The organism is Vreelandella titanicae BH1, assembly GCF_000336575.1.
Classification (GTDB): domain Bacteria; phylum Pseudomonadota; class Gammaproteobacteria; order Pseudomonadales; family Halomonadaceae; genus Vreelandella; species Vreelandella titanicae.
In genome coordinates, this window is the sequence record NZ_AOPO01000001.1 from 81,729 (window position 1) to 101,832 (window position 20,104).

20 protein-coding genes are annotated in these 20,104 nt (G+C 53.5%); 10 read left to right on the plus strand and 10 right to left on the minus strand.

Annotated elements, in window-relative coordinates; translation table 11 throughout:
- Window positions 1-286: 286 nt before the first annotated feature.
- Window positions 287-3,334: an efflux RND transporter permease subunit gene (locus HALTITAN_RS00310; RefSeq protein WP_009285891.1), complete on the minus strand. Its 3,048-nt coding sequence runs from the start codon at window positions 3,332-3,334 to the stop codon at window positions 287-289.
- A gap of 1 nt (window position 3,335) precedes the next feature.
- A complete protein-coding gene (locus HALTITAN_RS00315) occupies window positions 3,336-4,430 on the minus strand; it encodes an efflux RND transporter periplasmic adaptor subunit (RefSeq protein WP_009285892.1) in 1,095 nt (364 codons plus the stop codon).
- A gap of 180 nt (window positions 4,431-4,610) precedes the next feature.
- Here HALTITAN_RS00315 and HALTITAN_RS00320 point away from each other — a divergent pair, with 180 nt between their 5' ends.
- Window positions 4,611-5,234, plus strand: a complete 624-nt coding sequence (locus HALTITAN_RS00320; RefSeq protein WP_039857303.1) for a TetR family transcriptional regulator — start codon at window positions 4,611-4,613, stop codon at window positions 5,232-5,234.
- A gap of 38 nt (window positions 5,235-5,272) precedes the next feature.
- On the opposite strand, the gene HALTITAN_RS25870 is transcribed toward HALTITAN_RS00320, so the two are convergent.
- The 4 genes from HALTITAN_RS25870 to HALTITAN_RS00335 are packed head-to-tail and all read right to left on the minus strand — an operon-like array spanning window position 5,273 to window position 8,460.
- Entirely contained in the window at window positions 5,273-5,713 is a 441-nt protein-coding gene (locus HALTITAN_RS25870) for a type 2 periplasmic-binding domain-containing protein (protein WP_236614909.1), read from the minus strand.
- Entirely contained in the window at window positions 5,679-6,182 is a 504-nt protein-coding gene (locus HALTITAN_RS25875) for a transporter substrate-binding domain-containing protein (RefSeq protein WP_236614910.1), read from the minus strand. The genes HALTITAN_RS25870 and HALTITAN_RS25875 overlap by 35 nt, the downstream gene beginning before the upstream one ends.
- A gap of 12 nt (window positions 6,183-6,194) precedes the next feature.
- The gene (locus HALTITAN_RS00330) at window positions 6,195-7,088 is read right to left on the minus strand and encodes an amino acid ABC transporter substrate-binding protein (protein WP_051051752.1); all 894 of its coding nucleotides are present in this window, start codon (window positions 7,086-7,088) and stop codon (window positions 6,195-6,197) included.
- A 4-nt stretch (window positions 7,089-7,092) separates the two neighbouring features.
- Window positions 7,093-8,460, minus strand: a complete 1,368-nt coding sequence (locus tag HALTITAN_RS00335; RefSeq protein WP_231500585.1) for a diguanylate cyclase domain-containing protein — start codon at window positions 8,458-8,460, stop codon at window positions 7,093-7,095.
- Between the two features lie 356 nt (window positions 8,461-8,816).
- Here HALTITAN_RS00335 and codB point away from each other — a divergent pair, with 356 nt between their 5' ends.
- From codB to HALTITAN_RS00350, 3 genes are all read left to right on the plus strand, one after another.
- Window positions 8,817-10,079, plus strand: coding sequence for a cytosine permease (gene codB, locus HALTITAN_RS00340; RefSeq protein WP_039857306.1), 1,263 nt, complete (start codon window positions 8,817-8,819; stop codon window positions 10,077-10,079).
- Window positions 10,080-10,101: 22 nt separating this feature from the next.
- Window positions 10,102-11,355, plus strand: a complete 1,254-nt coding sequence (codA, locus tag HALTITAN_RS00345; RefSeq protein WP_009285896.1) for a cytosine deaminase — start codon at window positions 10,102-10,104, stop codon at window positions 11,353-11,355.
- Between the two features lie 77 nt (window positions 11,356-11,432).
- Complete coding sequence (locus HALTITAN_RS00350) at window positions 11,433-11,909, plus strand: YbaK/EbsC family protein (RefSeq protein WP_027957037.1); 477 nt, start codon at window positions 11,433-11,435, stop codon at window positions 11,907-11,909.
- 21 nt (window positions 11,910-11,930) lie between these two features.
- Here the strand turns inward: HALTITAN_RS00350 and HALTITAN_RS00355 are convergent, their stop codons facing one another.
- Complete coding sequence (locus tag HALTITAN_RS00355; RefSeq protein ID WP_027957038.1) at window positions 11,931-12,380, minus strand: GNAT family N-acetyltransferase; 450 nt, start codon at window positions 12,378-12,380, stop codon at window positions 11,931-11,933.
- 92 nt (window positions 12,381-12,472) lie between these two features.
- On the opposite strand from HALTITAN_RS00355, the gene pdxR reads away from it, so the two are divergent.
- The 4 genes from pdxR to HALTITAN_RS00375 all read left to right on the plus strand — a co-directional run bounded on the left by pdxR (window position 12,473) and on the right by HALTITAN_RS00375 (window position 15,874).
- Entirely contained in the window at window positions 12,473-13,948 is a 1,476-nt protein-coding gene (pdxR, locus tag HALTITAN_RS00360; RefSeq protein ID WP_039857309.1) for a MocR-like pyridoxine biosynthesis transcription factor PdxR, read from the plus strand.
- Between the two features lie 198 nt (window positions 13,949-14,146).
- Window positions 14,147-14,830, plus strand: a complete 684-nt coding sequence (pcsA, locus tag HALTITAN_RS00365; protein ID WP_342211988.1) for a phosphatidylcholine synthase — start codon at window positions 14,147-14,149, stop codon at window positions 14,828-14,830.
- Between the two features lie 14 nt (window positions 14,831-14,844).
- Window positions 14,845-15,447: a DNA-3-methyladenine glycosylase I gene (locus HALTITAN_RS00370; RefSeq protein WP_022521751.1), complete on the plus strand. Its 603-nt coding sequence runs from the start codon at window positions 14,845-14,847 to the stop codon at window positions 15,445-15,447.
- Window positions 15,448-15,469: 22 nt separating this feature from the next.
- A complete protein-coding gene (locus tag HALTITAN_RS00375; protein ID WP_027957041.1) occupies window positions 15,470-15,874 on the plus strand; it encodes a VOC family protein in 405 nt (134 codons plus the stop codon).
- 8 nt (window positions 15,875-15,882) lie between these two features.
- On the opposite strand, the gene HALTITAN_RS00380 is transcribed toward HALTITAN_RS00375, so the two are convergent.
- Window positions 15,883-16,839 carry a zinc-dependent alcohol dehydrogenase family protein gene (locus HALTITAN_RS00380; RefSeq protein WP_027957042.1) on the minus strand — a complete coding sequence of 319 codons (957 nt, stop codon included), beginning with the start codon at window positions 16,837-16,839 and terminating at the stop codon, window positions 15,883-15,885.
- An 83-nt stretch (window positions 16,840-16,922) separates the two neighbouring features.
- On the minus strand, window positions 16,923-18,365 hold the full coding sequence (locus HALTITAN_RS00385) for an aminotransferase-like domain-containing protein (RefSeq protein WP_022521748.1): 1,443 nt from the start codon (window positions 18,363-18,365) through the stop codon (window positions 16,923-16,925).
- Between the two features lie 166 nt (window positions 18,366-18,531).
- Here HALTITAN_RS00385 and HALTITAN_RS00390 point away from each other — a divergent pair, with 166 nt between their 5' ends.
- Window positions 18,532-18,744, plus strand: coding sequence for a YjiS-like domain-containing protein (locus tag HALTITAN_RS00390; protein WP_022521747.1), 213 nt, complete (start codon window positions 18,532-18,534; stop codon window positions 18,742-18,744).
- Window positions 18,731-19,603 (plus strand): PhzF family phenazine biosynthesis protein, encoded by an 873-nt coding sequence (locus HALTITAN_RS00395; RefSeq protein WP_022521746.1) that lies wholly within the window; start codon window positions 18,731-18,733, stop codon window positions 19,601-19,603. Before HALTITAN_RS00390 ends, HALTITAN_RS00395 begins: the two co-directional genes overlap by 14 nt.
- Window positions 19,604-19,683: 80 nt before the next feature.
- Here the strand turns inward: HALTITAN_RS00395 and HALTITAN_RS00400 are convergent, their stop codons facing one another.
- Window positions 19,684-20,082, minus strand: a complete 399-nt coding sequence (locus HALTITAN_RS00400; protein ID WP_022521745.1) for an Hsp20/alpha crystallin family protein — start codon at window positions 20,080-20,082, stop codon at window positions 19,684-19,686.
- Window positions 20,083-20,104 lie beyond the last annotated feature (22 nt).

The following is a 20,104-nucleotide window of genomic DNA, read 5'->3' on the forward strand; positions in this document are numbered from 1 at the left end:
CCTCCAGGCCAGATCCATTAGCTTTTGGCAATTTATATAATCTAGCTAGAGCACTTCCAGCGGCTTTAGATTAACTTAAATCGACCAATATCTTTTACGAGGAACTGCTATCGGCCTGGATAGCATAGACTTTAGTCTAGCTTGAAAATTATTTTCACAAATGAAAATAGAAACGATTTGCAAACAGCAGTGAACGGAGTGGTAGGCGCATTGAATATCGGTGCAGAGGCTATCTTAGCCGTGGATTGGTCAAGGCCACGGCTAAGATGAAAGGAGTCTGCTCGAGTTATTGATCAGGATGTATGCGAATCCGGTAGAGCACGCAGTAAACTACCGGCAGTACGATTAAGGTTAATAGCGTGGCGACACCCAGGCCACCGATCAGCGCGACCGCCATGCTGGCGAAAAAGGCATCGCTAATTAGCGGGATCATGCCCAACATGGTGGTCAGCGCGGCCATGGCGACCGGACGCACGCGGCTGACCGCAGCTCGCACCACAGCGTGGTAGCGGTCTTGATGCAACGGCAGTTGCACGTTGATCTCCTCTACCAACACGATGGCATTTTTGATTACCATGCCGATCAAGCTCAGCGTACCCAGCAGAGCCATAAACGAGAAAGGTAACCCGGTAACCAACAACGCGCCCACTACGCCAATAATCGTCAGCGGTACCAGCGACCAGATAGCCAACGGCTGGCGGAAGTTATTGAACAGCACCACAGTGAGAATAAACATCATCACTATGCCCAGCGGCAGCGAGGAAAATAACCCACTCTGCGCTTCGCCAGCGGTCTCAAACTCACCACCCCACTCCAACCGGTAACCTGCTGGTAGATCCAAGGCCTCCACCCTTGGTCGAATGTCGGCCAATACGCTGGCTGCGGTCACCCCGCTTAGCGGATCCGGCTCACCGTACACCGCCAGCATGCGTTCGCGATTGCGGCGCATAATCAGCGGATCCGCCACCTGTGTTGTGATATCGCCGATGACTTGATCGGCGGAGATATAGCGGTTTTGCTCTGCGCTCCAGACGTTAAGTGAGCCTAGGTTATCCACATCGTGACGCTGTTCGGGGATTGCCCGCGCCACTATCGGAATCAGGTCGCTGCCGTCGCGGTAAATGCCCACCTGGCTGCCACTGGTACTTAGCGCCAGGGTGCTGGCCAGGTCTTCACGGGTCACACCCAGCCTACGTGCAGTATCTTCAAGAAAAACGGGCTCAATCGCCTGCACGCGGTTACGCCAACTGGTGCGCACGCTGGTCAAATTCGGTGTATCAAGGAACATGGCCTCAACCTGATCGCCCAACTGGCGAAGCACCGCTGGATCGCTGCCGTAGAAGCGCGCCTCTAGCTTGGCTTTGGGAGCGGGGCCGACCTCCAACGGGGCGATTTTGTAGTCGATATCGCTATGATCCCGCTCCAACACTTGCTCTACGTCAGCCATGCGGTCGTGTTGAGTCGCTTTATCGTCGGTTTCGACAATCAACTGCGCATAGCTTGCATAGCGGTCTTCCGGTGAATAGGTGAGGGTAAAGCGCTGCGCTCCGCCGCCCACGGTGGTGGTCAGGTGGCGAACGCCGTCCATCTCCATCACGCTCTTTTCAAGCTCGCTAACGCGGCGTTGGGTTTCGAGAATATCGGTACCTTCCGGCGTGCGATAATCGACAAAAAAGATCGGCGTATTAGAGGCCGGAAAGAAGGCATTTTTAACCGAACCAAAGCCGACCACCGCGCCAGCCAATATCGCTACCATCAGCGCCAAGGTTAACCAGCGCCAACGAATACCGGTGATAATGACACGGCCTACAAAACGATAAACCACGCCTTTATAGGGGTCTTCCTGTCCATCGCCGGGGGCAACATTGCGGAAAAACAGCTTGAAGTAGAACGGCGTTAACGTCAGCGCCGTGATCCAGCTCAGCAGTAGCGAGTAGAGCAGCACGAAAAATAACGAGCCGATAAACTCACCGGTGGTGTCTGGCGATAAACCGATGGGCGCAAAGGCTGCAATCGCGATCAGCGTTGCGGCCAGCAAGGGCCAGGCATTTTGGCGAACCACTTGATGCGCCGAATCACGAATCGTGCTGCCGCGCTTTAACCCCACCAGCATGCCTTCGGTGACCACAATGGCGTTATCTACCAGCATTCCCAGGGCGATAATTAACGCACCCAGCGAGATTTTTTCCAGCTGCAAACCATGAAAGCGCATCAACATAAAGGTGCCAATAATGGTGATCAGCAGGATAAAGCCCATTAACAGACCACTGCGCCAGCCCATAAACAGCATCAGCACCACGATCACGATAGCCACCGCCTGGATCAAGCTGACCAGGAAACCGGATACTGCGTCATCGACCACCTGGGGCTGGTTATAAACGACATTCAGCTCCATACCCAGTGGTGTGCGGGTTTGCAGTTCATCCAGACGCTGCTGTAGCCGTTCTCCCACCTCGACAACATTCACTCCGCTTTCAAAGGAGACGCCCAACGAGATCGCCGGCCTGCCCATATCGCGGTAAAGCTGCTGGGGCTGCTCCGCCAGCTCGCGGCTCACATCGGCAATATCGCTCAGCCGCACCAGTTCACCGTCGCCCTCACTGACAATCAGGGCGCGCAGAGCTTCAATATCTGCCGCACTGCCCGTGGGGGTGATACGAAAACGGCGGCCATCCTGTTTAAGATGCCCTGAGTCTGCCACTGCATTTTGGGTCTCAAGCAGTTGCTGTAATCGTGTTAACGGAATATTCAGTGCGCGCAGGCGTTCGCGATCAACTTCGATATAGATGCGCTCTTCGTGCTCACCGCTTAGCGACACCTTCGCGACGCCCTTCACCAAAGCGAGCTCGCGCTTGAGAAAATCAGCATGGTCAGCCAGATCCGGCATGCTATAGCCATCGCCCGTCAGGTTGACCATGAAACCAAATACATCGCCAAAGTCGTCATTTACGCGAGATTGACTCGCACCCGGCGGAAGCGCGGCCTGGGCATCCTGTACTTTACGGCGCAGCGAATCCCATAATTGCTCCAACTCCTCGTTCTGCACCGTACTTTCGAGTTCAACGGTGATCTGCGATAGGCCATCAGAACTCACCGAGCTAACCCGTTTGATCGATGACATCTCCTGAATTGACTCTTCGAGTGTCGAAGTGACTTCCTGCTCTACCTCTTCAGGCGTCGCACCAGGGTACTGCGTGGTGATCAGCGCATTGCGAATGGTAAATTCGGGGAACTCCAACTGGCCCATGCCCAAAAACGACAGCGCGCCACCCGCCAGCAGCACCACGGTCATTAAATAGCTGGTCGCCCGGTGGCGTAGAAAGTAGTCGACCATGTTAAAGCCCCTGCTCTTTTTCCCACGGGGTCACCCTGGTGTCCTCGGTTAAACGGTGGGCTCCGGCCGCCACAACGCGATCGCCCGCTGCCAACTTTCCGCTAACTTCCAGGCCGTTTGAGGTTAACCGACCGACCTCCACCGGCACCGCTTCCACGTTTTCTGGCTCGATGAAGCGCCATACCTGAGCCTGGTCGGGATCATCACCGGCATAGCTCACCGCATCAGTGGGCAGTAGCCACAGCGGGGTGCTATTTTCGGTTTGCAGCGAACTCAAATCGAGCCGCACATTGGCACTCATACCGTCTAACAGGGTGATATCGTCCGGCTGGGGCAGCGTTAGGGTGACTTCATAAGCCAAACTCTGTGCGCTGGCTTGGGTGGTGTAAGAGGCTAGCTGGGCAGGATAGGGTTTATCGCTATTACCAAAGCGCACTTCAAACGCCAACGCATCACCGAAGGGCGTTCCATTATTTCGCGGTATGCGCTGCACGATCTGCTCGGGCAGATGAAACACCACGTCTAGCTGCCCTGGCTGCTGGATCACCGCGACCGTTTCTTGAACTTGAACTATCTGGCGGTTATCCACTGGCACCTGGGCAATCACACCATCGTAAGGGGCGCGTAGCTTTGTATGCTCGACCTGCTCTTGTGCCTGTTCGAAGGTGGCCCGGGCGGCCCGCCACTCGCTTTCCGACTCATCAAACTGGGATTGGCTAACCGCCCCACGCTGCAGGGTATAGCGCATGCGTTCTAGCGTTGCCTCGGCGAGCTCCAAGCGCGAGCGGGCGCTGTCCAGCTCGCTTTGCACATTGCGATCATCAATGCGCGCAATCACCTCGCCTTCGCTCACCTGTTGGCCGGGGCTCACATTGAGCTCCAATAATTCCCCGGCCATACGAAATGACAAATTGCTGCGCGTAGAGGCTTCCACCCGCGCGGGAAACTGCCGTAAGGCCGTAGCATTTGCCGACTGCAGTGTCATCAATTTTACCGGTCGTGTGGCATCAGTCGACTGCGCCAGGGGTTGCTCACAGCCCGTTAGCACAAGCAGAGCCAGTATGATGGGCAGTGAACGGAGAAGAGTAACGGGCACGAGTAGCTCCTTGATGGCGGTCAGTGATGATTTTCAAACCTGCATTCAGGGTACAAGTTGAATAATATAGTCACCTCACTGACATTCATGAATGTCAGTGAGGTGTATAATAATCACCCACCCGCGACTTTGCTATCCATCACTGCCAAAATACCGCTTATTTTAATAATAGGAGCCGCTATGTCCCGTCGTAAGGCCGACGCCGAACGTACCCGAGAAATCATTCTGGACGCGGCAGAGACCACCTTTTTAGCCCAAGGCGTTTCGCGTACCACCTTGGCGCACATCGCCCAGGCAGCAGGCGTGACACGAGGGGCCATTTATTGGCACTTTGAAGACAAAGCTGCATTGTTCGATGCACTCTTGGAGCGCGTGCGTGTCCCTCTGGATGAAATTGTCGATGAGGTGGTGGAACGCCTAGGCTCAGCACCGGCAGACTGCTTACGCGACATTGCTCTACGCTCGCTGGCAGCCATTTCCCACGACCTGCCACTGCAGAGAGCAGCCACTATCGTGTTGCACCGCTGCGAGAAACTGGAAGAGGAGCACCCGCGGATTTGCATGATCACTCGACTCTCTGAGCACGCAGAGGCGCGAGTAGAGCAATTGTTTGAACAGGCCCAAATCGCTGGCACTTTACGCGCTGACTTAACCCCAGCCAGCGCCCGGCGCCAATTTCATGGCTTTTTGATTGGCGTCTGTTTCGACTGGCTGCAGGATCCCCAGCAGCATTCTCTGGCGGATGAGAGCAGTGGTATCGTGGAAACGTTAATGCGTGGTTTATTTAACACTCAAACCGTATGAACCTGCGCTAAATCTTAATCTATATTTATCTAATGCACTTAATCTGCGTTTATCTCGCGAGGGGTGGCAAAGTGCTCAGCCAAGACGGCACTCATTGGTACATTAAGCGTAATGTCTTTGCCAGGGAGAGGTTGCTGAAACCACCGTTCGTAAAGCAACGGCATTTCCGGACTGGTATAAATATGTTCGAGGGCTTTATTTACCTCTGCTGCAAAGGCATCGTCGCCCAATTGCATTAAAAAACCGAGAGGCTCTATCGACGTAATGGCTTCTTCGGAAAGCGCGTACGCGTCAGGGTGATCGGACTCAGCAATCATTGTGCTTAGTAATATATCATCCATTGCAAAAGCCGCTACGCGCCCATCAGCAACTAAATCAAACGCTTCCTGCAATGTACCTACGGGCACCACCGATAAATTCAGTTGGCGTTCTCGATTTACCTGATTAATCTGGCTGACATTGACGGTGCCACGCGCCACGCGCCACGCTCACGCTACGCCCGGCCAAGTCCTCCAAGGTGGTAAAGCCATTTTCCTTCAGGGCCACATAACGCACCGAGACAAAGAAATGGCTAAGTGCAAACTGCGCGCTCTGCCGCCGCTGTTGTGTATTAGTACTGGCATTACACTCAATATCGATATCGCCACTATTGAGCAGTTGCACCCGGTTACTGGGTGTACGATACACATAGGCTATCTCAAGAGAAGGCAGACCTAACTGCACTTGCAGCTGTTTCGCTAAGCGTTGGCAAATATCGATAGAGTAACCGACGACGTTACCCTGACTATCTAAATAAGAGAATGGCGCTGTATCACCATAGCCAACCCTTAACACGCCGGTTGCTTCTATGCGTTCAAGCGAATCGATAGGTGTCGTTGCATGTGCTGCTTCTCCACCAGACATCATTACCAGCAAACTACACCACCCAAGCAATAAACTTCGGCGCATAACACACCTCCTCTACTCTATGTACTGCTCAGGATTGGCGAAAATAGCCGCAAGCGCTGGCGCTAGCGGCAAGTTCAATACTCGGTTATCGGGAGGGAGAGGCTGCAAAAACCATTTTTCATAAAGAGTGTGAATAGTTTCACTCTGATAAATGTTACGCAGTTCCTTATTGACCAGCTCAACAAAAACAGGATCATCAGGCGGCATCATTAAGCCATAGGGCTCGGCACTACTCAGTGTTGCTTGAGAAATATGAAAAGCGGCAGGGTCAACGGCAGACGAAACCAAACCTGCTAACAAAACCTCATCCATCACAAACGCGGAAGCCTGTCCTGAAGCCACCATATCAAAGGCTTCTTCATGATTACGGCTTAGCATTACCGATATTGCTAGCCCCTCGGTGCGATTGAGTTCGTTGAGCTGGGCAATATTGATAGTGCCCGTTGTTGATACCACGCTGCGGCCCGCCAAATCCTGCAAACTGTCCATATGCTGCTCGACGAGGGATACATAGCGCGTTGCGGTCAGAAAATGAGGGTATGAAAAAGCGGCCTGACGGCGACGTTCAGGGGTATTGGTGGTCACTCCACACTCGATATCCACTTCACCATTACGTACTAATATGAACCGATTTGCAGGCGTTACCGGCACATAATTTACCTTGAGATCACCTAAGCCCAATGTTTCCTCCAGACCTTCGATGACGTTTAGGCACAGGTCAATCGCATAGCCTGTTGGCTGGTCGTTAACCAGGTAGGAGAAGGGGGCTTCGCTGGTACGATGGCCGATAGTAATCTCACCAGCAGACGCAATACGCGACAATGTCGGCGAGGAGTCGATCTCCTCACCAGCAGCGGCACCTTGCCACATCGCACTGGTCATTAATAACGCTACTAGCCACTTCATAGGCTTACCTTTGTTCAATGATCCCGGAATCCATTGTCATCCCTGCGGCATAGAGCATATAACGGTCGCGCCCTTTCGCCTTGGCCGCATAGAGCGCCAGATCTGCGTGACGCAGCAGATCGTGGCTATTGCGGCCATCAGCGGGCGCGGTTGCAATGCCAACACTCACTCCAATGTTAATTTCCTGGTTATTAAACTGATACGGTTCACGTAGAACAGACACAATTGCTTCTGCCAGTACTTTTGCCTCATTGGTGGCACTACGCACAACGCGTTGAATGATGGCAAACTCATCGCCACCAAGGCGCGCCACCAAATCATCGTCGGTCAGCAGCCCCTGCACCCGCTGACTAACTTCAACGAGCAAAGCATCACCCGCCGCGTGCCCCAGACTATCGTTAACTGCTTTAAAATGGTCAAGATCAAATAGCATGACATTAAATACGTCGCCTTGAAGCAGTGAGTGCACAGCGGTTTTTAAAGCATTATTTAATTGCACGCGGTTGGGCAATTTGGTCAGCTCATCATGATGAGCAAGATGCTGAAAGCGCAGCGCTTCGTCTTTAACTTCAAGTAAGTGTTCACGCTCAATGACTTTCTTACGAAGCGCATCTATGGCCTTTGCCATCCGGCCAATTTCATCGTTACGGTCGGTATAAGGCGTGCTGTCAGCAGTCTGGTTTTTAGCGATTTCGGTGAGCGACTTAATTAATACTGGCACGGGTGTAAATAACTGACGCATCAAAACAGTGACTAGCAGGGCTGTTGCGACCAATACCACCAGTAGCGCTACAAATGCTTTACTGATCAGATCATTACGCATCTGATACAGCCCACCTTTCTGGCCTATAGTGGCTACCAGCACGCCTAACAGTTGACCATCAGGAGTAACAATGGGCAGCGAACTAATGAAGTGCTCTTCATTGCCAATGCTGGCAAATCCAACATAAAAATCAACGGCATCCGCTTTTGTTTGCCATGTATCTACCGCCAAGTTGGCAGGTGAGTCTGATGGTGTGTTAAGCGCATCAGCCACTACGGTGAGAGAACCTTCTGATGACTTAGTGAACAGCCATACGTTGTTACGTGTTTGTGCACTTGCTAACGCTAATACATCAATCGGGCTAAACCCAGTTTCCAGAACCGACTCTTCATCGCCAATTGGGCGCTGGGAAATGATATGCGTGACTTGACCCGTGCCATCGGTCTTAACCGCCACGGACGTATAAATACGCCTAATAGTCGCGCTCACTATCTGGGCATTCACCTGCGCTTCGCGCAACCACTGCTCCCGAGCCCCACGCTCAACCATAAAAAAACCTGACAGCGCCCCCGTTACATACGCAAACAGCACGCCCATCAGCATAAACATCACCACCTTACCCACCAGGGTATGATGCCAAGGAAGTTTAGCCGCAGGCAGTGAAGCACTCCTATGCTGGGGTTCTGGCATCTACTCCGGTTCCTTCATGGCTATAGCTGCAGCGGGCGTGTCTGGCCGTAATCACAATGAGCGATCATTTTTTTAACAAACAAGCTTTTTTGACCACTATTTTATTCGGCAAACGTACACAAACAATTAGGTTTTATTTACTAAAGTATCATTAAAATGAGTGGGCATGTCTTAAAAAATGACAAGCGTAATCATTCTTATTGACATACCCTTTTGGCATATCTCTTGCTTTATAAATAGCTAACAGGTTCGCTGATTTATATTAGGAGGGCGTGATGCATCATTCTGACTATCCACTCAGTGAAGTCCCTACCAGCGCCCGCAAGGGCCTGCTATCTACCTCGGCAGTACTGCTTGGGTTTACGTTTTTCACCGCCACCATGTGGGCGGGCGGCACGTTAGGCCAAGCCTTTCCGATTGGCCAACTGCTATGGATCATAGCGATTGGTAACTTGCTGCTGGGGGTGTATGCGGCAGCCCTCGCCTATATTGCTTGTAAAAGCGGGCTCAATTCGGTGCTGATGGGACGCTTCTGCTTCGGCGAAAAAGGCAGCAAACTCTCCGACTTTATTCTCGGTTTTACCCAGATCGGCTGGTACGCCTGGGGCACTGCCACGATTGCCCTAGTGTTAGTACGCACCACCGGGATGCCTGAATGGCTGGAAATCCCCTTAATGGTGCTATTTGGGTTTGGTTTCTGCGTGACCGCCATGATTGGCTATAAAGGTATGGACTGGCTGTCGCGCTTTGCTGTCCCGGCCATGATGCTATTTATATTGATCAGCCTGTTCACGGGGCTGGTGGATGTGCGCGGTTTTGCAGGGTTAAGCCAGCAAACGCCCACGGAGAGTATGAGTGTGGCGGCTGCGATTACCGTGATTATCGGTACCTTTATTAGCGGCGGTACCCAAGCGACTAACTGGAGCCGCTTCGCCAAAACGCCGAAAATTGCCGTGATCGCGACCCTGGCGGCCTTTTTTGTCGGTAACGGCTTAATGGTGCTGACCGGTGCACTTGGCACCATGATTTACCAGCAGGCGGATATCGTGGATGTATTGATCGCTCAGGGCTTTGTCACCATCGCCGTGCTGATGCTGTTCCTGAATATCTGGACAACCCAGGACAACACTATCTACAACTTCGCCGTGGCGGGCTGTAATTTGCTGCGCACCGAAAAGCGCCGCCTGGTCACTGTGGGCGGCGCGGCGATTGGCACGGTGCTGGCGGTAGGCGGCATGTATAACCTACTCATCCCATTTCTGGTGTTACTCAGCACCTTTATACCGCCCATGGGCGGGGTGATCATGGCGGACTTTTGGCTCAAGCATAAAGGCCGCTACCCCACATTGGATAAAGCACAACTACCCGACTTCAACCGCCGAGGGTTAGCTGCGTATGCGCTGGGCGCCGGAGCCGCTTACTTTTCCCCGTTACTGCCACCACTGATAGGTGTTGTAGTGGCAGCAGGAAGCTACGCCGTGCTGCTTCGTTTAAACCACGCTACGCTGAGCGATACGCTTCCCTCTACTGCGAAGTAATAAAATAAGTGAGCCTTGTTATATGAGCATGCAGATTCTTAACGCCCGTTTGCGCCAGCGTCCTGAGCTTTACCGACTTGAGATTGAGAACGGCACGTTCACAGCGATTACCGAGCAAGACATGCCGCAAACAGCGAGCGAAGGGCAGATTGATGCGGGCGCCAAGCTCATTTGTGCGCCGTTTATTGAGCCCCATATCCATTTGGACGCCGCCCTTACGGCAGGTGAGCCAAGCTGGAACCAGAGCGGCACGCTGTTTGAAGGCATTGAGCGCTGGGGCGAGCGTAAGCCTATGCTCACCGAAGCGGATATTCGCGAGCGCGCGCTTAAAACCCTAAACCTGCTAATCGGCAACGGCGTTCAGTTTGTGCGCACCCATGCCGACACCAGCGACCCTAGCCTGATTGGGCTTAAAACCCTGTGCGCCTTGCGCGACGAGTTAAAAGATAAAATTGATATTCAGGTAGTCGCCTTCCCTCAAGATGGCCTGCTCTCTTACCCAGGCGGCGATCGGCTAATGGAGGAGGCACTAGAGATCGGCGCCGATGTGGTGGGCGGCATCCCCCACTTCGAATACACCCGTGAGCTGGGCGTGGCCTCCATGAAGCGAGTGATCGACTTGGCGATCAAGTACGACCGTCTGGTGGATGTGCACTGTGACGAGATTGACGACCCCAACTCGCGCTTTCTCGAAGTGCTGGCCTGCGAGGCACTGTTTAATGACTTGGGCAGCCGCGTAACCGCCAGCCACACCACAGCAATGCACTCCTACGACAATGCTTACTGCTCCAAGCTGTTTCTGCTGCTAAAACGCTCGGGTATTAACTTTGTCTCCTGCCCTACCGAAAGCATCCACCTGCAGGGGCGCTTTGACACCTACCCGAAACGGCGCGGAGTGACGCGTGTTAAGGAGCTCAACGCAGCGGGCATTAACGTCTGCTTTGCCGAGGACTCCATATTCGATCCCTGGTACTCCTTGGGGAATGGCAAGCTGTTGCGAACGCTGGATTTTGGCCTGCATATCTGCCAAATGATGGGCTATCAGGACTTCAGCCAGGCACTTTCACTGATTACCGACAACAGCGCCCGCACGCTCAATATTGAAGAGCGTTACGGCATCGAGGTCGGCAAACCCGCCAGCTTCAACCTGTTGGAGGGCGAGGATGACTACAGCGTGCTGCGCACCCAGGGCGAGGTGCTGCTTTCGGTACGCCACGGTGAGATCATCATGCAGCGTGAGCCTGCCAAAATCACCACGCCCCAGTGGCTTGGCTAATCCACCAAAGGCACGTTAGATTAGTCATTGAACCGTCTAATGTTACCGACGAATGTTAATGACCGAGGAAATCCAAGATGGGCATCGAAACCGTTCGCCAGTTTTTTGCCGAGCACGCGCCGGATGTAAACATCGAAGAGCTTGAAACCAGTACTGCCACGGTACAACTTGCCGCTGATGCCCATGGCGTAGCACCAGGTCAAATTGCCAAAACCCTAGCGTTCAAAGTCGGTGACAAACCGCTACTCATTGTGGCCAGTGGCGATGCGCGTATCGACAACCGCAAAATTCGCGATACCTTCGGCGGCAAGGCCAAAATGCTCGACGCCGAAACGGTGATGGAACTGACCAGCCACCCGGTTGGCGGCGTTTGTCCCTTCGGCCTCGCCACCGACCTGCCGGTTTACTGCGATGAATCGCTCCACGCCTATGACGAAGTGCTGCCCGCCGCTGGTTCGCCCACTAGCGCCGTACGCCTAAGCCCCAAGCGTCTGGCCGAACTGGTCAATGCCGAGTGGGTGGATGTGTGTAAGTTGCCGGAGAATGCCACTTAAGCACGCATCTATAACCTTTTATTATTTAACGTCCAGTAAATAACCATAAAACGCCGTATTACGCTGCCAGCCCAATGATTCATAAAGGTGTTGGGCGCGTTCGTTCTCTACCTGCGTCATTAATATCAATCGTGCGACGCCGTGATCATGGGCAAGCTGGGTGGCGGCTTCCATTAACGCTCTGCCAGTGCCCTTATCGCGACACTCTGGCAGCACAAAGAGGTCATTTAGCGTCCAGCGGGCATTTAAGCCCACCGTGGAAACACCTGGGTAAAGTTGCACAAACCCCGTGAGCATGCCTTCGCTATTCTCGCTAACCAGAATGAATGAATCCCCTAGCCCCATGCGTTGATCTAAAAAATCATGCGCCGCCTGAATATCACTCGGTTGCTTATAAAACTGACGATAGCCATCAAGTAATGCGCTAAGAGGCTCTAAGTCATTGAGTACCGCCGAACGAACATTAACCATAACGACTGCTCCCTTTGAGTGGTGATTCAACACAGCTTGCCGTCATAGTGGTCTATGATAAAGAGCCACTTATCGCTAAATTGAGGGAACCAGTGAAAAGACGTGACGCTGCCAGCGACTGGATTGCGGAGGCGCTAGCGCTAAGGCTAACTGCGAATGAAGCAGCCACACTTGTTCAGCAGCTTTACTGCTCGCTTAAGGAGTGGATTCAACACGGTGAGCTGACGGCTGGCGATACGCTTCCCTCTTCCCGCTACTTGGCTCGCGCTTTGGGTATTAGCCGTAATACGGTGCTGGCCACCATGGATCGGCTACTGGCGGAAGGGTTACTGATTGCCCGCCAGGGAGCAGGGCTCTATGTGGCGAACCTCCCCGCGCTGTTAACCAGAGCCGAGCTTCCACCACCTTTGCCTGTCCGCTACTCAAGCCGGGGTAACAAGCTATTAACACTAAGCGGAACGTTGAGCCACGGCCATCGCGCCTTCGCCCCAGGCGTCCCGGCGCTCGACCTGTTTCCCCGCGAGCAGTGGCAGCGCCTTCTACGGCGTCACTATTATCACGCGGAAATGGCATGGATGGATTATCAAACCAGCGGTGGTCTACCTGTACTCAAAGCGGCTCTTTGTGACTATCTAAGACTCTCCCGCGCGGTGCGCTGCCAACCAGAACAGATTGTGATTACCCAAGGCGCCCAGCAGGCGTTTGAACTGATTACCCAACTACTCACCGATCATGGGGATTCGGTTTGGATGGAGGAGCCGGGTTACGGTGGCGCCCAAGCCTGTTTTCTGGCGTCGGGATTAACGGTAACTCCCATCCCCGTCGATAAAGAAGGGTTAAACCCGTCACTTGCCCCTAAGAATGCGCCAGCACCTCGGCTAATTTACGTGACACCCTCCCACCAATATCCCAGCGGCGTTACCATGCCAGTCCCCAGGCGACTGGCGTTACTTGAGTATGCTTCTCGCGCTGGTAGTTGGATCATTGAAGACGATTACGACAGCGAATTTCGTTACGGCACGCCGCCGACTCCCTCTCTACAGGGTCTTGCCGAACAGGCATCGGTTATTTATGTCGGTACCTTTAGCAAAGTGCTCAATCCCGGCTTACGCTTAGGCTATTTGGTGCTGCCTGATACACTTGCCCACGACTTCAGACGTGCCCATGCCCGACTGCACCGTGAAGGTAACTATCCAGTGCAATCGGCGCTTGCTGAATTTATTACCAGAGGGCATTTTACTCGCCACATCGCCCGGATGCGGGCGGCCTATCGTCAGCGACAAGCGTGTTTACGCACGGCATTAACGCCTGCAGTGGCCGCTGGGCTTCGGCTTTCTGACGGCCATGCGGGTATGCATCTATTAGCTGAACTCGATACTATCGAGGAAGAAGAGATGCTCGTTAAGCGTGCCAGTGAAGCAGGCATTACGCTTTCTCCACTTTCCCGCTATTACCTTTCCGAGAATAAGCGCCCTGGGTTAGTGCTTGGCTATGCGGGCTCGACTGAAAGCGAACTAATGAACGCAGGTGAGTGGTTAAGTGAGGCTTGGCGGCGCTTACACCATTAGTTAATGCATAGCGTGTGAAGTCCAGTATCAATCACGTCATCACAGGATAGGCTTCCGACATATTCTCTGGAAGCATTCTTGTAGTAGTGTATCTTTCTTTACAGGCTTATTTATAAATTCAATTTAAAGGGGACCCACGTTCCCAATGGGGTTAATGTGGTTCAATTACTCTCTTCGCACACAGAATCCCGCACCTCGATATGGAAGGCATGGAGCGTGCACATATTTACCGCCAGCGGCGTGCTACTCGGCACCATGGCGCTGCTCGCTCTGGTCGACAATAATCCAGTCGCCTGCCTGCTCTGGTTAGGTGCCGCGATGATGATCGATGGAATCGATGGCACCCTGGCCCGCAAGTATGAAGTGAAGGCCATACTGCCCCATTTCGATGGTTCAACACTCGATATGGTGATTGATTACCTGACCTGGGCCTTTATCCCTGCCCTTTTCATCTACTACTTTATTGAGTTGCCGCCCAATTTTGCACTGCTCTCAGTATTCATTATTCTGCTTTCATCGATGTTCTGTTTCTGCAATGTTGATATGAAAAGCCAGGATAATTACTTCGTTGGCTTTCCTGCCGCCTGGAATATCGCCGCAGCCTATTTCTATATTCTCGATTTCCCGCCTTTTATCACCTTTGCCGCTATCACCTTTCTGGCCATCCTCACCGTGACTAATATGAAATTCCTCCACCCCTTTCGGGTGCGCCAGTTCATGCCGCTCAATATCACCGTCACACTCGTATGGTGCGCATGTATAACATCGTTAGTACTCTCCAGCCCCGAGCACGCCGCCTGGGCATTATGGGGGTGGGGGATTACATCGATTTATTTCATCGGCATATGCCTGTGGCGTACTGCCCAAGAGTGGTTCAATTGATAGGTGAGCAGTTGATGGACAACGATTTTATCGCCCCCGATGGGCATCCCCGCTGCAAGTGGTGTGGCGGCGCGGCAGAGTTTCTGCCCTATCACGATAATGAGTGGGGCTTCCCGGTAGACGATGATCAGCGGCTATTCGAGAAGCTCTGCTTAGAGAGCTTTCAATCGGGCTTAAGCTGGCGCACGATTCTTAATAAACGCGACAACTTTCGCGCCGCTTTTCACCGCTTCGACTTCCATCAAGTCGCCAGCTTTAATGAAGATGATGTGCAGCGTTTACTCCAAGATGCAGGCATTATTCGCCACCGCGGAAAAATCGAAGCGACCATCAACAACGCCCAACGTGCAAAGGAAATGGTTGAGCAAGAAGGCTCTTTGGCCGCTTTTTTCTGGCGCTATGAGCCGACCGAATTAGCGACACCACAGACTCAGACCACCTCGCCCGAATCCGTAGCAATGGCGAAAGAACTGAAAAAGCGCGGTTGGAAATTCTTCGGCCCCACCACCGCTTTTGCCTTTATGCAGGCAATGGGGCTGCTCAACGACCACTCGCTAAACTGCATTACACGCGAACGCGTAGAGCAGTCGCGGCAGCAGTTTCAGCGACCCGGCTAAAGCTATCTATTAGGAGCACCTCATGAAGCCGAAAATCAGTCTGATCACCCTTGGTGTACATGACCTGCAACGCGCCATCCGTTTTTATCGTGAAGGTCTGGGCCTGCCGGAGCATGAAACGGACAGCGATGAAGTCGCCTTTTTCAAAATGGAAGGGGCCTGGCTATCACTTTTCCCACGCGAAGCGCTGTCCAGAGATATCGGCATTGCTGATGATGCACCGAGCGGTTTCAGCGGTATAACGTTGGCTCATAATGTCGCCAGCCAAGCGGCCGTTGACCAAGTGATTGAACAAGCGGTTGCCGCCGGCGCAGAGCTTATCAAGCCTGGGGAAGAGGTGTTCTGGGGTGGTTATTCCGGTTACTTTCGCGACCCAGAAGGTCATTACTGGGAAGTCGCCTACAATCCGTTTATGGATCTGACATAAAGCAGCTTTCATTGCCCAAGAGTGGACAAGTCCAGAAGCACTTTCTGGCCACTCGGGCAAAGCGCCCTCTCGACAGCTTGCCGCCAATCCTGACCTGGAAACACTTGATAACCTGGCATCGCTGACTGATCTAAAAGCCCCCAGATGGCCAAGAATTTTTGCTGCCAAGCTTCCGCGGACATCCTGGACAAAGGGTCGCGCAAATGAAACTTCCTATAGAGAGCCCTGGGTTTCGAATCTACTTGAATCGCCTGTCCCGTCAATAACCCGTAGGCGATAAATGTCGTTTCCGGTGCCATGAGTTGCAATATATTTGCCGCAACTGGCCCCCCTAAAGCGTCGAACACCACGTCAGACTTACGGGCCACACGCGAGGCCAGGGACATATCCTGAATCGATACCGGTTTAATACCGAGCTTTTCCAGCCGGGCAACTCTACTCTCGGAGCGGTATATGCCGATAACCTCCCTGGCGCCGTGCTGATATGCCCACGCCCCAAGATAGTCAGCGCAATTGGAACCCGCTCCACTGAGAAGAACACGTTTTCCCTCGACAGGCCAAGTCTCAAGCATGGTCAGGGCAGCCAAGGGATTAATGTAGGCCCGTGCGGCAACGGCGTCAGAAATGGTATCGGGGACAGGTACTGCGAGTGCAGCATCACAATCTAGAATCGTCTGCCAAGTGCCCTCGCCTCGTAATGGGAGCACTCGCTTTCCGATCAGAGAGGCATACTGTCTAGGTGCCTCAATAACGCGCCCCACTCCTTCGTAGCCGGCGACCGCGGGAAGCGTTATACGGTGCGAGTAAGCACCGCTGATGGGTATCAGATCAGACGGGTTCACTGGAGCACATAACATTCTCACCCTGAGCTTGCCCTCAACCAAACGTGGAACTTCCGCGGTTTCCACGTTCAATGTTTCAAGCGGCCTTCCGAACGCGCGATAGGTTAGAGCATGACGACGCATGGGTACCTCGAACATAGCGGATGAATTTCCATGGCCTAATATGGATAAAGATAAATGCTCAAGGTTGCGGTTTAGACGTGAACTTAGATAACGCTTGTCGCATGCGTCTGAGCTTCCTCCACCATCTCGGTGGCTAGCTCACCCACGGTACGCACGGCGTTTTCGATGCTGGGTGTTAACGTGAACGCATAGTTCAAGCGTAGGCATTGACGAAACTTGCCCGAAGCTGAAAACAGCGATCCCGGCGCTACATGGATAGCATGCTGCGCTAAGCGCTGATTGAGCTTCACACAGTCCACCGCGGCGGGTAGCTCTACCCATAGCAAAAAACTGCCTTGGGGGTAGCTAATACCCGCGCCCTTGGGGAAGTAGCGCTGAATCCAACTGATCATGATATCGCGCTGACGCTGATATTGGCGGGTGGCGTAACGGACGTGGCGCTCGTAGTGCCCTTTGGCGACGAATTCCGCCACTGCCAGCTGCGGCAGCGTGGCTGAAGCACCGGTGGAGACATACTTCATATGCAGTGCCTGATCACGGTAGCGCCCTGGCGCCAGCCAACCCACTCTTAACCCCGGCCCCACGGTTTTGGAAAAGCCGCTGCACAGCATCACGCGCCCGTCATCATCGAAGGATTTCACGGTGCGCGGTCTTGGCAGACTAAATGACAAGTCGCCGTAGATATCGTCTTCGATAATGGCTACATCGAAGCGTTGAGCAAGCTGAAACAGCGCCCGCTTGCGTGCTTCAGGCATGGTGTAACCCAGCGGGTTGTTGTAAGTGGGCGTGACCTGTATCGCGCGGATTGGCCACTGCTCTAACGCTAGCTCCAGGGCTTCCAGACTGATGCCGGTTTGTGGGTCGGTGGGTATCTCCAGCGCTTTTAAGCCGTTGGCCTTGAGTATCTGCATGGTGCCGTAAAAGCTGGGTGAGTCCACGGCCACCACATCGCCGGGCTGGGTAAGGGTGCGCAGCGCGATGGCCAGCGCCTCCTGACAGCCGGTGGTCACCATGATGTCATCCGGGTGCAGCAGGCAGCCGGAGGCGATGGCCAGCCGTGCCACCTGTTGGCGAAGCTCAGGGCTACCGTTCAACTTGTCGTAGTTGAACCCATGCAGGTCGTTACTACGATGAAGTCCAGCGAGTATCTTCGACAGCGGTCGCAGCGTCTCATAATCAAAATTCGGTATGCCGCGCCCCAAAAGCAGCCGAACGTCATCACGCTGAGTGGCGACAAGCTCCAGCACCTGATCCCATTGGGAAATATCCAGCGGGCGCTGTGCGGGTCGTGAGACCGACGGCAGCACCGATGGCACGCGGCTAGGCAGCACGAAATAGCCCGATTTTGGTCGAGACTCGATCAATGCAACGTCCATTAGTTGGCGGTAGGCCTCCTGAGCCGTCGAAATGCTAACGTCCAGCTCCTGGCACACCGCGCGAATAGACGGCAACCGATCGCCTACACGGTAAATACCGTGCTCGATACGCTCCCGCAAAATGCCAGCGACCTCTTCATAGCGTGTCATGACACTCATCCCCCTATACAGCCTGATAACGATACAGATGCCCTGACCAGCGACCATACAGAGGTATAACACGCCTTTCTGTATCCTAAAAACAGTAAACTCTATATCTGTATTCAAATGATAGCACTGAGTAATCTGGTTGGGCATATAACACGGAGGATTAGCCATGCCACGCTTCAGCCTCACCCAGCTTCGTTACCAGTTGCGCTATCAACTACAGCAGTACCATCACTACCGTCGTAGCCGACGCCACCTGCTGACATTGGATGATCGGCTACTTGATGATATCGGCATCACCCGCGAACAGGCGAGAAAAGAGGGCCGTAAACCGTTTTGGCATCATTCACTACGTGAAGGAGGAAATTGTGACAACCGCTGAGTATTACCTACTCGATGTCTTTACCGACCAGCCGTTTACCGGCAACCCATTGGCCGTCTTTCTAGAGGCTGATGGGTTGGCAGCCAGTACCATGCAGGCGCTGGCAAATGAGCTTAACCTAGCCGAAACGGTGTTTTTAAGTTCTGCCACTGAACCGAATCACTACCCGATGCGGATCTTTACGCCTACTCGTGAACTACCTTTTGCAGGCCACCCCACGGTCGGCACTGCGCATCTGCTCAGGGAACTGGATTTAGTGAACCGCGAGCAAGGTGTTGTGCTCCACCCTTCCATCGGAAAGCTAGTGGTTAAGTATGAACAAGATAGGGCAACGTTTAAGACCGCCCAACCCGCCATGATCACAGACAGCACTATTGACCGCACCACTGCCGTTGAGCTGCTGGGATTGGACATCCATCAGGTGAAGGGTGATCCGGTGATTGCCTCCTTCGGGCTCCCCTTTCATTTGATCGAACTCACTGACGTGGCAGCGTTAGAGAGCGTGCGTATTTCTACGACGGCTTGGGCAAGTGCTGTTATGTCTAGCAGTGCCGTCCAGATTTACCTGTATGTGATTGAACAACAAGGCGGGGCAGAAACGGTAGTTCACAGCCGCATGTTTTGTATGCATTCCAGCATTTGCGAAGACCCCGCTACCGGCAGCGCTGCAGCGGCCTTAACCGGCTATTTGGCATCACTGCAACCAGGCACCTTGCACTGCAAAATTCATCAGGGTGTCGAAATGGGGCGGCCCAGCGTTATCCATACCGCTGCCAATGGCGAGGTCAAGCCCGGCCTTGTGACGGTGGGCGGTAACGCAAAAGTGGTGGGCAAAGGCGAGTTTTACCTGGAACGATAGCCAACCGCCTCACAAAAAAGAGTGCCCGCTATTTAGCGGACACTCGGCTTTTCGCTCAGTTTGTACTCGGAGACCAGGCCTCAAGCCGCCTGCACTTCTATACGGCGCGTGCGGTGGCTGTCTTTCTTGGGCAGCGTTAGCGTCAATACGCCGTTGACGAGAGTGGCGGTAATGGCATCACTGTCCACTTCGTGACTGAGGTTAAAACGCCGCGCAAAACGCTGGCCGCGAACCTCGGCGTGCAGCGCGCTCAACCCTTCGGGCATATTTAGCGCTATCTCACCTTCCAGGCTCAGTACGTTGTTGTCGAGCTCTATTTTCAGCGTTTCATTAGTAACGCCAGGCATATCTGCCACCAGTTTGAGCGCATTGGACTCTTCAATGATATCCACCGCTGGCAGCAGGGTTTCTTGAGAAGGTTGCTCCTCGCCACGCTGTAAAAGCGGGGAGTGGTTGGATGAACGAACAACGTTATTCATGATTTATCCCTCCTTATGCAAG

Excerpts from the sequence above, each read along its gene's own strand:
- HALTITAN_RS00350 (WP_027957037.1), top strand. The coding sequence starts at position 11,433 with ATGGGCATCGAAACCGTTCGCCAGTTTTTTGCCGAGCACGCGCCGGAT.
- HALTITAN_RS00310 (WP_009285891.1), bottom strand. The coding sequence starts at position 3,334 with ATGGTCGACTACTTTCTACGCCACCGGGCGACCAGCTATTTAATGACC.
- HALTITAN_RS00385 (WP_022521748.1), bottom strand. The coding sequence starts at position 18,365 with ATGACACGCTATGAAGAGGTCGCTGGCATTTTGCGGGAGCGTATCGAG.
- HALTITAN_RS00380 (WP_027957042.1), bottom strand. The coding sequence starts at position 16,839 with ATGCGTCGTCATGCTCTAACCTATCGCGCGTTCGGAAGGCCGCTTGAA.
- HALTITAN_RS00335 (WP_231500585.1), bottom strand. The coding sequence starts at position 8,460 with ATGTTTATGCTGATGGGCGTGCTGTTTGCGTATGTAACGGGGGCGCTG.
- HALTITAN_RS00370 (WP_022521751.1), top strand. The coding sequence starts at position 14,845 with ATGGACAACGATTTTATCGCCCCCGATGGGCATCCCCGCTGCAAGTGG.
- HALTITAN_RS00330 (WP_051051752.1), bottom strand. The coding sequence starts at position 7,088 with ATGAAGTGGCTAGTAGCGTTATTAATGACCAGTGCGATGTGGCAAGGT.
- HALTITAN_RS25875 (WP_236614910.1), bottom strand. The coding sequence starts at position 6,182 with ATGCGCCGAAGTTTATTGCTTGGGTGGTGTAGTTTGCTGGTAATGATG.
- HALTITAN_RS00400 (WP_022521745.1), bottom strand. The coding sequence starts at position 20,082 with ATGAATAACGTTGTTCGTTCATCCAACCACTCCCCGCTTTTACAGCGT.
- HALTITAN_RS00390 (WP_022521747.1), top strand. The coding sequence starts at position 18,532 with ATGCCACGCTTCAGCCTCACCCAGCTTCGTTACCAGTTGCGCTATCAA.
- codA (WP_009285896.1), top strand. The coding sequence starts at position 10,102 with ATGAGCATGCAGATTCTTAACGCCCGTTTGCGCCAGCGTCCTGAGCTT.
- HALTITAN_RS00375 (WP_027957041.1), top strand. The coding sequence starts at position 15,470 with ATGAAGCCGAAAATCAGTCTGATCACCCTTGGTGTACATGACCTGCAA.
- HALTITAN_RS00355 (WP_027957038.1), bottom strand. The coding sequence starts at position 12,380 with ATGGTTAATGTTCGTTCGGCGGTACTCAATGACTTAGAGCCTCTTAGC.
- HALTITAN_RS00320 (WP_039857303.1), top strand. The coding sequence starts at position 4,611 with ATGTCCCGTCGTAAGGCCGACGCCGAACGTACCCGAGAAATCATTCTG.
- codB (WP_039857306.1), top strand. The coding sequence starts at position 8,817 with ATGCATCATTCTGACTATCCACTCAGTGAAGTCCCTACCAGCGCCCGC.